General features: G+C 63.4%; 9 protein-coding genes. 2 read left to right on the top strand and 7 right to left on the bottom strand.

Going from position 1 to position 14,188, the window contains the following annotated elements; genetic code table 11:
* The first annotated feature begins 252 nt into the window (after window positions 1–252).
* A complete protein-coding gene (locus tag RV1423_RS25980; protein ID WP_034303339.1) occupies window positions 253–1,491 on the top strand; it encodes a cation:dicarboxylate symporter family transporter in 1,239 nt (412 codons plus the stop codon).
* 52 nt (window positions 1,492–1,543) lie between these two features.
* On the opposite strand, the gene RV1423_RS25975 is transcribed toward RV1423_RS25980, so the two are convergent.
* The 5 genes from RV1423_RS25975 to RV1423_RS25955 form a co-directional block, all read right to left on the bottom strand.
* Window positions 1,544–3,076, bottom strand: a complete 1,533-nt coding sequence (locus RV1423_RS25975) for an argininosuccinate lyase (RefSeq protein WP_034303338.1) — start codon at window positions 3,074–3,076, stop codon at window positions 1,544–1,546.
* Window positions 3,063–6,992, bottom strand: a complete 3,930-nt coding sequence (locus RV1423_RS25970) for a filamentous hemagglutinin N-terminal domain-containing protein (RefSeq protein ID WP_051516968.1) — start codon at window positions 6,990–6,992, stop codon at window positions 3,063–3,065. The genes RV1423_RS25975 and RV1423_RS25970 overlap by 14 nt, the downstream gene beginning before the upstream one ends.
* 8 nt (window positions 6,993–7,000) lie before the next feature.
* Window positions 7,001–10,048 carry a ShlB/FhaC/HecB family hemolysin secretion/activation protein gene (locus tag RV1423_RS25965; RefSeq protein ID WP_034303337.1) on the bottom strand — a complete coding sequence of 1,016 codons (3,048 nt, stop codon included), beginning with the start codon at window positions 10,046–10,048 and terminating at the stop codon, window positions 7,001–7,003.
* Between the two features lie 75 nt (window positions 10,049–10,123).
* A complete protein-coding gene (locus RV1423_RS25960; protein ID WP_034303335.1) occupies window positions 10,124–11,176 on the bottom strand; it encodes a hypothetical protein in 1,053 nt (350 codons plus the stop codon).
* A gap of 259 nt (window positions 11,177–11,435) precedes the next feature.
* Window positions 11,436–12,389: an AraC family transcriptional regulator gene (locus tag RV1423_RS25955; protein WP_034303358.1), complete on the bottom strand. Its 954-nt coding sequence runs from the start codon at window positions 12,387–12,389 to the stop codon at window positions 11,436–11,438.
* A gap of 186 nt (window positions 12,390–12,575) precedes the next feature.
* Between RV1423_RS25955 and RV1423_RS25950 the strand changes: the two genes are divergently transcribed.
* On the top strand, window positions 12,576–13,112 hold the full coding sequence (locus tag RV1423_RS25950; RefSeq protein ID WP_034303334.1) for a carboxymuconolactone decarboxylase family protein: 537 nt from the start codon (window positions 12,576–12,578) through the stop codon (window positions 13,110–13,112).
* 196 nt (window positions 13,113–13,308) lie between these two features.
* On the opposite strand, the gene RV1423_RS25945 is transcribed toward RV1423_RS25950, so the two are convergent.
* Both RV1423_RS25945 and RV1423_RS30860 read right to left on the bottom strand, forming a co-directional pair.
* Window positions 13,309–13,794 carry a hypothetical protein gene (locus tag RV1423_RS25945; protein ID WP_034303332.1) on the bottom strand — a complete coding sequence of 162 codons (486 nt, stop codon included), beginning with the start codon at window positions 13,792–13,794 and terminating at the stop codon, window positions 13,309–13,311.
* 118 nt (window positions 13,795–13,912) lie between these two features.
* Window positions 13,913–14,044 carry a hypothetical protein gene (locus RV1423_RS30860; RefSeq protein ID WP_255344238.1) on the bottom strand — a complete coding sequence of 44 codons (132 nt, stop codon included), beginning with the start codon at window positions 14,042–14,044 and terminating at the stop codon, window positions 13,913–13,915.
* Window positions 14,045–14,188: the final 144 nt, after the last annotated feature.

Here is a 14,188-nt window from a genome sequence, read left to right as displayed (position 1 = left end):
CCCTTTTTTTGCTCACTTTCTTTGGCGAAGCAAAGAAAGTGAGCGGCTGCCGGGCCGCTCCCGGCAACCACGGTCGTCCGAAGAAAGAACAGAATCAGCACCAACAAACCACAAATAAATCGGAACAAAACAAAAAACCGGCAATTGCGGATACCCCTCATCCCCATCCCACCCCCAACCCCCGCCAAACGTATAAAATTTCACCCAACCAAAAATCAAAACACGGAGACCGCCTGCCCCGACAGGCCAGCAATGAAGCAACCCCTCTACAAAAACGCCTTCTTCCAGATGATCGCCGCCATTGCGATCGGTATTGCGCTCGGCCATCTCGATCCGCAACTGGCGGTGCGGATGAAGCCGCTCAGCGACGGTTTCGTGCGCCTGATCGGGATGCTGATCGGCGTCGTCATGTTTGCGCTGGTGGTGTCTGGGATCGCCGGCATGCAGGACAAGGTGCATGCCGCCAAGGTGGGTGGCAAGGCCATCGTCTACTTCGAGGCGATGACCTTCGTTTCGCTCGGCTTCGGCATGCTCGCGGCGGATCTGTTGCAGCCGGGCGTCGGTTCGCATCTCGACCTTTCGCATGTCTCCGACGCCGCACAATACGCGACGCGGCTGTCGACGTCGAGCGTGGCCGATTTCCTGCTCAATATCATTCCCACTACCTTCTTCGACGCCTTCACGCGCAACAGCAGTCTGCAAATCCTGCTGCTGGCGGTGCTGTTCGGCGTGGCGCTGGCGCGGTTCGGCGAGCGCGGACGCAGCCTGCTCAATTTCATCGAAGCCAATCTGCGCATCCTGTTCGGGATGATCAACCTGATCCTCAAAGTCGCACCGCTGGCGGCGTTCGGCGCCATGGCCTATACCATCGGGCGCTACGGCATGGCATCGGTGCTGCCGCTGCTGCATTTCGTCGGCGCGATCTATCTTGCCAGCATCGCATTCATTTGCGTGGTGATGGGCGTGATCGGACGCGTCGCCGGCATCAACATTTTCCGTCTGATCGCTTACATCAAGGAAGAACTGCTGCTGGTGTTTTTCACCACGTCGTCGATGGCGGCGCTGCCGGGGCTGACCGAGAAGATGGAGCGACTGGGCTGCGCACGGGCCGTGGTGCGGCTTGTGTTGCCGACCGGGTATACCTTCAATCTCAACGGCACCAATATCTACCTCACCATGGCGGCGATGTTCCTGGCGCAGGCCGGCGGCATCGAGGTCGGCCCGTGGCAGCAACTGTCCCTGCTGGCGATCGCCATGCTGACTTCCAAGGGGGCGACCAGCGTGACCGGTTCCGGTTTCATCGCGCTGGCGGCGACGCTGAGCACGTTACAGATCGTTCCGGTCGGCGGCATCGTGTTGCTGCTCGGCGTCGAGCGGCTGATGAAATGCCGCTCGCTGAGCAATGTGATCGGCAATTGTCTTGCCTGCGTGGTGGTGTGCGCCTGGGACAAGGCGCTGGATCGCCAGGCGATGCGGCAGGCGCTCGCCTGAGCGCAACGCCGTTCCGATATACACATCGCAACGGCGCCGCGTATTACTTGCACTACTTGCCCAGTTTGTAGAAAGCCTGATCCAGTTTGACCGACGCCGCAGCCAGTTTCTGGCGTTGCTGCTGCAGCCATTCCACGTCCTTGGCCAGCTTGGCCTTTTCCACACCCAGCATGCGCTCGACTTCGGCGCGTTGCGGTCCGCCCAGGCCCTTGCTTGAGGCAAGCATGTTCTGCGCCGTCAGCGATTTCTTGTATTGTTCCTGCGTCAGCGGGAACTGCGTGCGTTCGAAGTCGAACTTCTTGACCGCTTCCGTGTAGATTTTCTGCACGATGTCGAAAGGAATGTCCGCCGGTTTCATCTTGTTGGTGCGGCCGTAGGTCACCAGGTCGGAGGCGAAATGGTGGCCGACGCGGAAAGGCACATCCGAATCGCGTTGCAGGATATCGGCCAGCTCGGTGGTGGTCGAGTAGTCGGCATCGACTTCCTGCAAGGCGCGGTCCTTGTCGATCACCAGGTTGTCGAGCAGGTCGGCCAGCTTGATGAAGGCGTTGGACGTCAGTTCCAGCGTCTGCTCGACCTGGTCGCGCTTGTAGTCGGGCATGCCGGGCGAGACGTTGTGCGCCTCGATCTGGAAGGTCATGGCGCCGCCGACGATTTCGCTGGCTTGCAGACGCAGCACGTTCAGGCCGTAGGGATTGCGCTTCTGCGGCATGATGCTGCTGGTGCCGGTCAGGCGGCCTTCCCGGATCATGATCCAGGGGTAGGGCTGGTGGTATTGCGTGTGGAAATCCTGCATCAGGATGCCGATGGTCAGCGCCGCATTGCTGCACAGGCCGACCAGTTCCACGCCCTGGTCGAGCGCGCCCAGTTGCGCGGCGTCGTAGGAGTTTTCGATCGGGCCGTCGAAACCGAGCAGTTCGGCCAGACGGCGGCGGTCGACCGGGAAGCTCGAGGTGCCCAGCGCGCCGGCGCCGAGCGGACTCAGGTTCAGGCGCGCATAGGCTTCCTGCAGGCGCGTGCTGTCGCGGCCGAAGGCCGACGAGAACGCCAGCAGATAGTGCGCGAAGGTGGTTGGCTGCGCCTGCACGCCGTTGGTGTAGGCCGGCACGATGGTGTCGAGGTTCTTCTCGGCCAGTTCCAGCACTTCGGTTTTCGACTTGTTCATCGCCTCCATCAGGTCCAGCGCGCGCTCGCGCTGCATCAGGCGGCGGTTGGTGGAGAGGATGTCCTGGCGGCTGCGGCCTGAATGCATGCGCGAGCCGTCGGGGCCGGCGATCGCCAGGATCAGCGGTTCGTATTGCAGGTAATCGGACGGTCGCTTGGCGCCGGGCAGGTCGCCGTTCTTGATGACCTGGTCGACCGCCGAGACGATCTTCTTGCCGAGGTCGGGCGGCACGATCTTGTTCTCGATCACCATCACGGTCGAGGCCTTGTTCATCTCGCCGAGGAAGTAGAAGTAATCGTGGTACGGCGATTTCTTGCCGGCGGCGGGCGCGGCAAACGTTGCATGGCTGAGCGTCATCGCCGCCAGGGGCAGCAGCGCCAGTCTGGCGATACGAAGAGAGAGAGGTTTATTGAGCGTCATCGTCTTTACCTTGGGGGTTGGTCTGGGGTTGAGTGGTTGGCGCATCGGCGGCGGCCGGACCGTTGGCCATCGCAATGTCGATACTGAGGCGGCGCGCGCTTTCATTGAACGGCGAGAACACGTTGCTGTTGCCGCTCGGGCGGTTCCATGCGCTGCCCGCTTGCTCGGTTTGCAAGGCGGTCGTGACCGGCGCGGTGGCGGCGTTGGTCAGGAGGTTGCTGATGCCCTTGCCGAAGTTCATGATCACCACGCCGTTGCCGGTGGCGGCGAACGTGGTGGCGTCGCCCGACTGTCCGAGCGCCGCGCCATTGGGGGCGCTGGCGGTGATGAACAGGATGCCGTCGGCGACCAGCAGGCTGTTGGTGCCGCCGTTGAAGCGCAAACCGTAGCTGCCCTTGCTGCTGGCGTTGACGGTCATGTTGCCGCTGCCGCCGGTGGCGACGGTATTGAAGCCGCTGGTGCTGCTGCCGATAAAGGTAATGCCTTCTCCCGATTCGTCGGCGGTGCCGGTGAGTGCGATGTCGCCGCTGCCCGACAATATCCGCACGCCGGCCGTCGCGCCCGAGCCGGGACTGCGGATGGTGATGCCGGCCGTGCTCGAGGCGCTGCCGCTGGTGCCGGTCAGCGTGAGCTTGCCGGTGTTCGTTGCGATGGTGGCGCTGCTGGCGTTGGTCGAGGGGTAGATCGTGATGCCCCCGCCGTTGGCCGAGGCGCCGCTCAGGCTGACCGATCCGCTGCCGGTGGCGCGCAGCACGTTGCTGCCGGTGAGGATGCTGAGGCCGTCGCCGTAGACGCTGCTGCCGGTCACGCTGAGGGCGCCGTTTTCCACGCTCACCAGCGCATTGCCGCTGCCGTAGAAGCTGACGCCATCGCCCTGGTCGGCGGCGTTGCCGATCAGCGTGACGTTGCCGGAACCGGTGGTCTGGATCTTGTTGGTCACCCCGAGGATCGCGATGCCGTGATCCAGTTCGGGAACGTTGGGCGAGTGGAAGTTGCCGTTGAGCGTGATGTTGCCGCCCTGCGACGAAATGTTGTTGGTCGAGGCGGTGCCGCTGCCGCCCAGCGCAATCGCATCCGAGGTGCCCACCGAGTCGCCGCGCAGCGTGATGTCGCCGCTGAGCGTGGTGACGTTGACGCCGGTCGCGCCGTTGGTCGAATTGAAGAAGATGCCGTAGCCGCCGAAGCTGTTGGTGCTGTTGCCGTTGATGGCGATGTTGCCGCTGGTGGCGCCGATGTTGACCACGGCGTTCAGCGCCGACGGCGCGATGTCGACACCGCGGCCCGAGGCGCTGGTGCCGTTCAGGCTGATGTTGCCGCTCCAGGTGTTGATGTTGACGGCGGCGTACTGGCCGCCGACGTCGATCGACAGCGCCTTGAACGAACCGCTCGAGGTGTTGATCACGCTATTGTTGGCGGTCAGCGTGATGTTGCCGGCGCTGCTCGACACATTGACGCGCGAACCTGCCGCCGGACTGCTGCCGTTGCCGGAACTGATCAGCGCCAGTGCCGGTGTGGTGCCGCCCGAGGTGTTGCCGGCGATGTTGATGTCGCCCGCGGTGGCGATGCTGATCAGCGAACCGGCACCGCTGGAATTGAGCACCGTGCCGTAGCTGCCGGTGCTGTTGCCGACGACGTTGATGGAACCGCCCGCGGTCGCGTTGAGCGTCACCGAGCCGGTGCCGGACGCCGCCAGATAGACGCCCCGTCCCGCGCCGGCGAAGCCGTTGCTGTTGGCCTTGACGGTCAGAGTGCCGCTGCCGACGGTCAGCGTCTGCGAGGACGTGGCCGCCGTCGAGCACACCAGCACGCCATAGCCGGAGGTTGCGTTGCCGCTGATGGTCAGGTCGCCCGAACCGGTGGCGGCGATGGTGTTGTTGGTGCTGAAAATGCGCGTGCCGTTGCCGTTGCCGAGGTTGGTGCTGTCGATGCTGATCGAGCCGCTGCCGTTGGTGACGATGCGGCTGCCGGCGGTCATCACGAAGGCGTCGCCGGTGGCGCTGGCCTGGTTGGCGAGGATGGTGATATTGCCGCCGCCGGCGTCGATGGTCGAACCGGAGATTTGCACCGCGCTGCTGTTGGAGGTCGCGCTGCCGGCGATGGCGCCGCGGATGGTGACGTCGCCGCCGCCGGTGTCGAGCACGCTGCCGTTGGTGATCGACACGCCGGAGGTGCTGTTGAGGACGGTGCTGGCGGAACCGGTTGCAGGATCGAGGCCGCCGCTCATGGTCAGGTAGCCGCCGTTGGTGGAGATCGTGCCGTTGCTCAACGCGATCGAGCCGTTGCCGGAATTGTTGAAATTGGAGAATAGCGACACGTTCAGCGACTTGCCGTCGGCATTGCTGATCGAGTGATTGGTCATCACGATGTTGCGATGCGCCTGCAAGGTCAGCGTGGCGTTGCCGACCGCCTTGACGTCGTCCTGCACATTGATGTCGCCGGAGGTGCCGCCGACCGAGGTAGTGTAGACGCGCACGTTGGCGCCTTCCGACAGCGAGGCGTTGAGCGTGGCCGAACTCAGGTTGGAACTGGCTGCGCCGCTCGACGTGAACGGGTTGGTCGTCGTGGCGCCGCCGGCATTGGCGGGAGTGGTGATGTTGATGTTGTAGGGATCGATCAGCCAGTCGCCGCCCAGGCCGGATGTCGCGCCCAGATGGACCAGGCCGTTGACCTCGAGGTCGTGGCCGGAGGTTTCCACGGTGCCGCCGCGTCCGGTCGCACCATTGCTCTGCGCGCTGATGTCGCCGTAGAAGCGCGTGCTGGCGGTCGACCACAGCACCACCGAGCCGCCATTGCCGCTACGGATGGCATCGGCCTTGATGGCGGCGTCGGCGCCCATGTAGACCGCCTCCGACTGATGCTCCGTGCCGCTGCCCTGATAGTTGCCGCCGACCAGCACGGTGCCGCCGCCGGCGTCGCCCGAGGCGTCGATGCGGGTGCCGTCGAACAGGCCGACATACCGGCCCAGCGCCTTGACGGTGCCGCCGGTTGCTCCGCTGCCTTTGCCGGAAACGTCGAGCGTGCCGCTGTTGGCGACCACGCCTGAGTCTCCACCATCGAGCAGGATCGCGCCGTTGCGGTTTTGCAGACTAGTCGCTTCGATCACGCCGCTGTTGTTGACGACGTTCGACAGCATGGCGTCGGTGGCGCGCGCCGTCATGATCACGGTGCCGCCATCGGCTTGCAGCACGCCCTGGTTAACGACGTTGGCGTTGAGCGTGGCGTTGCTGACTTCGACATTGATCAGGCCGTCGCCGTTGAAGTCGAGCGTCATCTTTTCGCCGGCCGCCAGCACCACGCTGCCGAGCCGCGCGACGATGTTGCCTTCGTTGCGCACCTGTGCGCCGAGCAAGGCGACATAGCCGCCGTCGGCGGCCGTGATGTTGCCCCGGTTGACGACCGAGCCGTTCGCGCCTTCCAGTTCAAAGACGTTCTTGCCCGTCATGAAATTGGCGTCCGACATGTTCAGCGTCGACGCCACCAGGCCGCCGACATTGACCGACGCGCCTTGGCCGAACAGGATGCCGGACGGATTGATCAGGTAGACCTGGCCGTTGGCGTTGAGCTGGCCGAAGATTTGCGAGGCGTCGCCGGAGGTGACGCGATTGAGCGCCACCGAGGACGAGGAGGGCTGGACGAAATTCACCGACGCATTGCTGCCGATGTTGAAGGTGTTCCAGGTCGCCGCCATGCGATCGGTGCTTTGGTTGACGGTCATGGCGTTGCCGCTCTGGCTGATGCTGCCGCTGCCGGCGGTGATCTGGCCGTTGGTCGGCAGGGCGTTGGCATCCAGCGCGTGCGCCGGCAGGATGGTCAGGCCGCACCAGGCGGTGAGAACGGCGGCGCAGGCGGGTTTGAGCGCCGGATGGAGGCGCTTTTCCCGGGACTGCTTGCCTGGTTTTGTCATCGTCTTTGTCATGATGCGCCTCAGAAAGTGTAATTGACGCCCACGCCGAGGGCACGGATGGTGGTGCCCACGCCGGGCGACAGGCCGGTGGCGCCGAGCACGCCGGACACGGCGAAGTTGTAGTTGGCCAGCGCTTCATTGCGCAGGATCACGTACTGGCCGAAGAAGCGGGTCTGCTTGCTCCATTTGTACGAAAAACCAACCGCCTGCGACGTCGCGCCCATGCCATCGGTGGAGCATTTGACGTTGTTGCCCGAGATCATGCTGCAATCGCCGGCCAGCGCCTTGGCCGCGCTGGCGCGCAGTTCCAGCGCGCCGATCTGATGCGAGACGCCGACCATGTAGGCGCGGCGCCGGTAGTTGGACAAGTCGGTCGAGGTGACGCTGGTGTTGACCACGCCCGATTCCGAATACGACAGGTCGTCGGCGATCAGCGAGATCTTGGTCCTGCCGAAATCGTAGGCGATGCCGTAGCGCAGGCTGAAGTCGCTCGATGAGGTGCCGGCGGTCACGTGCGTGCTGCTGCCGACGCCGCGCGCGTCGCGGCCCAGGCTGGCGATGCCGAAATAGTTGATGTGCTGTTCGGCGGCGAATACGGCCGAGAAGCCGCCGCGCTCATACGACAGGCTGCCGCTGTAGAGATAACCGGTGTCCACGTCCGAGGCGGCTTTCATGCCGTTGTTGGAATAGGCCAGCTTGAGCTGGAAGCCGTAGACCTTCGGCGACCAATAGCCGATCAGGCCGTCCTGGCGGCGGTTGAAGGCGGCGTCGTCGTTGTTGGAGTTGATGGCGTCGCCGACCGGGCCGGAATTCTTGGTGATGCTGGTGATGAAACCCGGCGAGCCGATGATGTTGTAATGCGCGGCGCTGGTCAGACCCTGGAACGGATCGAAGGAGGTGGTGCTCTCCTTCATCGGCGTATCCCAGCGGCCATACATCATCGTCCCTGCCGACGGATGCGCGAAGGCGACGCCAGTGTTGCGCAGGTCTTGCGAGTGGGTCCAGTCCGGCACCGCTTCGGCGCTGCGGTTGGTGTAGTTCAGCGACAGGCCCAGTTCCAGTTGCCACAGGAATTTCCATTGGTCGTAAAGCGGGATGCCGCTATGCGCGCCGATGTAGGAGACGTTGTCGCGCACACGCCAGAAGCCGGGCATGTTGCGGCCGTTGGGCGTGGCCAGCTTGCTCTGGTCGGCGGGCGCGGCTGGAGTGGCGCCGTCGCGGTGCACGTATTCGGGAATCAGGCCGAGCGAGCCGTAGATCACGAACGCGGTTTCCGGTTCTTCGAAGTCCTCGCCCTTGCCGGTGGTGTCCGAGCCGAAGCTGGAGAAGGCTTGCGGCGAACCCGACACCGAGACCCATAGGTGGCGCGCGTTGCGTTGTTCGGTCGTGGGATTGACGCCGGGAGAGAAGGCCATGCTGGCGTTGAACACCAGATCCTTGTGATAGACGTTGACGCCGGCGCCGTAGCCGTAGCGCGACTGATGGTTGTCGCTGGCGTCCCACGGATTCTTGTTGATGGTGACGCGGCCGGCGTCGGCGAACAGCGTGCCTTCGACCACCGCGTTGCCGTACACACCGATCAGCTTGCGCAATTCCACCCGGCCGAGCACGCCTTCATCGCCGGCGGCTTCGCCGACCGGATAGGCGCGCACGCCGTTGGGGCCGCCCAGGCTCATTTTTTCGGAGGCGTCGAGATTCCTGTTAGCGTACTGCGCGTTGACCGCCGCCAGCAGCGAATAACCCGCGCCGATCTGTTGCAGGCGGCTGAACGAAAAGTTGGCCTTGTTGTAATTGCCGGCGGCTTTGGCCGTGATGGCGTCGAGCGCGGCATCGTTGGGCGTTTCCTTGTCGAGCTGGCCGCGGCCGTAGCGCAGGTTCCAACTGTTGTTGGCCGGCGCGCCGAACAGGCTGTCGCGCCAGTCGCCATACAGCGTGGCGCTCCAGAAGCGCGCCGATTTGTTGACCACGGTGGCCGAGGTGATGTCCTGAAAGTGGCGGTACTCGGCGGCCAGCGACAGGTTGACGTTGGCCCGGCGGCTGCGGTACAGCGCATCGTTGATGAAGAAGCTGGACACCTTGGCCGAGCCGCTGGCCTGCGCGTCTTTCAGGCTCTTGCCGACGTTGTACTGCAATTCGGCGACGCTGGCGCCGATGGAAAGTCCGCTGCTGCCGAGCGGCATCATGTAGCTGAGCCCGGCGATGCGCAGGCCCTCGAAAGAGTTCTGCGTATTGATGCCGAAGCTTTCGCCCAGCCCCAGCGCGTCGTTGAGATTGAGGTTGGCCGACAGGCGATTGGCGCCGGTGTAGTAGTTGCCGTAGTTGTCGATCGACACGCGCGAGGTGATCGCCGTCATTTCGCTGATGCGGATCACAATATCGGTGGCGCCCGCCTGCGAGGCCGGGCGCAGCACCGCGCGCACCGACACGCCGGCGATGTCGGACAGGCGCAGCAACGTGCCTTCCAGTTCGCTTTCGCGGATCACCGTGCCGGGTTTGAGTTCGTCCAGGTAGCGCTGGATCACGGCCTTGTTCAGGCGCACGTTGTTGTCGGTGTCCGCCGTGACCTGGCCGATCACGCCTTCGCGCACGGCGATGGCGACCTGGCCGTCGCGGATTTCCTGCGCCGGCAGATAGGCGCGCGCGACCAGATAGCCGCGTTCGCGATAGAGGTTGGTGATGCGCGATGCGGCCTTGCGCAAGCCGTTGAAATCAAGTTCCTGGCCGATGAATTCCTTCAGTTCGGCTTGCAGCCCGGCGTCGTCGATGGAGGCGTTGCCGCTGAGCGTGAAGCCGCCGACCTTGACGCTCACCGATGTCTGCTGTGCGGCGACGGAGGCGTCGTCGGCGTCCTGGGTTTCCTTCTCGATCTGCACGCGCTGGCGCGGTTGTTCCTGCTGTTGCAGGCGATCGCGGTCGGCCGGCGTCAGTTGCGGGCGATTGGCGTCGAAGATGCTGCCGGAGCTCGGCGGCGTCTGCGCATAGGCCGCCAGCGGCGCGGCGGCCAGCATGGTCATGACCTGCAGCGCCAGCATGTGCCGGCGCTGCGCGGCAAACCGTGGTTTGTTCATTTTCCCTGTCTCCTGATGTCATTTTTTTATGCGGCCTTATGGCGGCCGTCATTCTTGCTGTCGTATTTCCTCCGCTTATTTCGCCGGGAAGATTTTTTGCACGGCGATGTCGGCGCCGAACAGGCTCGCCGCTTCGTGACCGGCGCCCGGTACTTCGAAGTCGGGGTGATGCACCGGCGTCTGCCATTTGCCGGCGAGGAATTGCTCGTAGCGCACGTAGTTGTCGTGGCGTTCGAGGCGCGTGGCGCCCTGCAGGCGCGCGCCGCAGGCCTTGTCGAGGAAGCGGTGGTTGGGATTGTTGTCCTTGCTGCCGACCATGTAGGTGACGTCGCGCGCGGCATAGCGCTTGAACAATTGTTCGCCGTTGACCTGTCCATCCTTGCCCTGGCCGTAAGGAATCATGTCGCCGAGGCCGTAGCGATAATTGTCGTAGCCTGGACAGAGGACGCCGCCCGCCGGGGCGAAACCATTGTCGGACGGGCGGTTGTTGTCGAAGTAGAGATAGGAAGACGGGCTGGAGATGACGTAGCGCACCTTGATGCCGGCCCGCTTCAGCTTTTCATCGTTGTTGTTGAGCACGGCGTAGCGCTGCATCAACTGGGCGCCGGCGGAATGGCCGATGAAGACGATTTCCTTCAATGCCGGAAAATGTCCGGAGGTCAGATAAGCGGCGATGTCGTCGAACACGCGGAAGGAGCTGATGCCGGTCTTGCCGTGCGTGGAATCCTGCCCTTGCATCCAGTTGTCGCCGCGCCACAGCGCCATCTTGCTGTCCGACAGGGCATCGCCTTCGGTCAGGAAATTGGGCGTCAGCAACAGGTTTTGCGCGGGATCGAGGTTGGCCTTGCGCAGCAAGTTCACGCCGGTTTCGAAATAGCGATCGCCGTCGCGCTTGACGCCGTGCTCGAGAATCACGGCGCGCGTGATGGCGTTGTTGTCTTGCGTCAGCGCATTGTTGGCGTAGATGGCAAATGCATATTGCTGCGCGCCGGCGCCGAGCGTGACGATTTGCGGCGGCGCGATGTCGTCTGTTGCCTTTTTGGCGTAGCTCGCCGGCGGCAGCAAGGCAAATGCGGCAGCGGCTGTCGCCAGCAATGCGGTATTCCAGAATGTTGCGCCAGCGGCCATGTCGGCTTTCCTTGCATATACGGAGGTGAACGGGCAGGGGGCGAGCACCTTTGATGCAGGCGGCACACCGTGACGGCGGCGCTTGGCGCGGCGTTGGCGGCGGTCTCCTGCTCATGCGGCCGGATCATCGGCGCTTATCCATCCCTGGGTATTGTTGTTCTTGTTTGGGGCGATTATAGGAGCCGGATTCTGCTATGTAAAATATCTCGATTTATATATTTCAATACGATAAAAGTATGGAGTTGCGTCGTCGGATGCGTCAGGAAGCAGCCGGCAATGCACGCGCTTGTCGCCGGTACTGGCCGGGGCCGATCCGGAAATGGCGTTTGAACACCCGGTTGAACGACGCCTCCGACTGATAGCCGACGGCTTCGGCGACGGCGGCCACCGTGCGCTGTCCGCCGGCCAGCAGTTGCGCCGCCCGGGCCATGCGTGTGCGCGTGAGGATGTCGCCCGGCGTGGCGCCTGCCGCTGCGCGGAATAATCGCGTGAACGTCGTGCGCGACAGATGGCAGGCGTCGGCCAGTTGCTCCAGCGACCACGCGCGTTCCGGCTCGCCCAGCATGCAATGCAGCGCGCGTTGCAGGCGCGGCGCGGCGAGCAGCGCGAACAGGCCGGGCATGCTGCGCGCTTCGTCCTGTTCCAGCCAGGCGCGTATCAGCAGGGCGAACAGCGCCGACGACAATTGCATCACCACGGCATGGGTGCCGGGGCGGGCGTCTGCCGTTTCAACGCGCAGCATGGCCATGAGCGCCTGCAGGCCGGCGAAATCGGGCCGGCCGGCGGTGCGCACCAGCAGTGTGGCCGGCAGGGATGGCAGCAGCGCCGCCGCAGCCGCCGCGTCGAAATGGAATTGTCCGCACAGGATGTCGGTATGCGGGCCGCCGCCGCCGTTTTCTTTCCGGATCAGGATGTCGTCGTCGCTGCCGGGCGCCGTATAGTGCGGCGCCGCCTTGCCGCGTCCGGCATGCAGCGTATGCGCGCTGCCGCGCGGGAAGACCACGATGTCGCCAGCCTGCAACGCCATGTCGCGTTGTCCGTTCGCCTCCAGCAAGGCATCTCCGGACATGATCATGTGATACGGCGCGATGCCGGCGGCCTCAGGCTGTCCCGCCAGCCGCCACGGCGCGCCGAAATGACAGCGGATGTCCAGCGAGGTGCGCACCGGATACAGGTTCAGCAGGCGGCTGAGGGCGTCGGAAGCATGGTTCATGGCGAGGACCTGCAATGAGGATTGATACGATTGATCAATTTATTGGCATATTTTGCCATTAAAAGTGCTATCCGATCTCCCTATACTGATCTCCATACCGCGCTCGAACAGAAAGACCGAACCGGTTGTGGCAACGCCCTTATTGAACCAATCTGAACCGTTTGAACATTACTGAAAGGATTCATCATGTCTCGTCTTTACACCCAGGATATCGCTTCCGCCGGCGGCCAGGCCGCGCAACTGTTCGGCGTCATCAAGGCTGCCGTCGGCAAGGTGCCGAACGCCTATGCCGGCGTCGGCTCCAACAGCCCGGTGGCATTGGAAGCCGTGCTCAACCTCGACAGCGCCTTGCGCAAGAGTTCGCTCAAGGGCAGGCAGGTCGAAGCGATCAAGCTGGCGGTCAGTGAAGTTGCCGGTTGCGATTATTGCCTGGCCGCGCACACGCTGATGGCAAAGGCCGCCGGCCTCAGCGCCGACGCCGTGCGCAGCCTGCGTCGCGCGGAAGCATCGGGCGATGCGCAACTGGACGCGCTGACGACCTTCGTGCACACGCTGGTGACCACGCAGGGCACCGTGCCTGCGACGACGGTCGACGCGGTCAGGGCTGCCGGTTTTAGCGATGCCCAGATCGTCGACACCTTGCTGGCGGTGGCTGCCATCACCTTCACCAATCTGTTCAATCGCGTCAACGACACGGTGCTGGATTTCCCGGCTGCGGACTGACCATGCAGTAATGCCGTTCAGTGAAGCCTGTTTTCCCAGCGGTCGTCCCCGCGTACGCCGGGACCCAGTGTCGTGAAAACGTCCGATACGACGCTGGGTCCTGACTTTCGTCAGGACGACGGTTGCAGTGGACCGGCAATGCGGTAAGGGGCTTTTTACGCTTAACCGAACGGTATTTTCGCGATGAGGCCGCTTTTCATTCCTTGCCTGGGACCAGGTATTTGGATTTGGAACAGTAAATCTTGGCCTTGGTGTCGGCGTAGGCGATCACGCTGCCTGCCTGCGACTGGCGCAGCGAGTATTTGGTGTTGTCTTCCAGCGAATAGCGGATGCCGACGTTCTTGCCGATGGCGTCGGCCAGTGCTTGCGGCGTGCCGTTGACCACGGCGCCGATGAAGTCGGCCGGGCTGCTGCTGTCGTTGACCATCACGTCGGTGATTTCCATGCCCCAGATATTGCTGCCGGCAGCCTTGAACCAGTAGGCGCCGCCTTCGGTCTTGTAGGGTTTGCCGAAGGCTTCGAAGAGATAGTCGTAGAAATATTTGCTGTTCAACTGATTCAGGCACAGCAAGGCATTGCCGACTTCGATGCCGAAGGTGGCTGCCGGCGCGGCATTGGCAACGCCGACAGCGCCCGGCGCCAGCAGCGCGCAGGCCAGCGCGATGCGATGGATGGTTTTCAAACAGACTCCCTGGTGCGCGGCGTCGACGCATCGACGCCAGAACGGTAAATGGTGCGTTGCGCAGATTGTAGGGGGCTTTTTGGATTTTGGCTAACCGGATGTGGACTATGCCACGCGATCAGGCATGGCGTCCCGATTTGAGCACGGTCTCGCCGCGTTGCGAGGATGGCAATTTGCCGCTGAGGCTGCCGAGGCCGTCGATGAAGGAGGCGATGCCGGTGCCTTTGACCATGACGCAGGGCTTGCCCATTTTCTTGAAATGTGGAATGCATCAAATTCCACATTTCCCTGTGGCTGCCGAGGGCTCTCATTGAGACTTTGTTCGAGAACTAAAGAATTGTTAGATGTTTATTTTTACCTATCGCCACCACAAATCGTGCACTAATCTGTACTA

The organism is Herbaspirillum sp. RV1423 (assembly GCF_000577615.1).
Lineage (GTDB): Bacteria > Pseudomonadota > Gammaproteobacteria > Burkholderiales > Burkholderiaceae_D > Herbaspirillum.
Note: the sequence above shows the minus strand (reverse complement) of the source record. Positions and strands in the feature narration are given on the sequence as shown.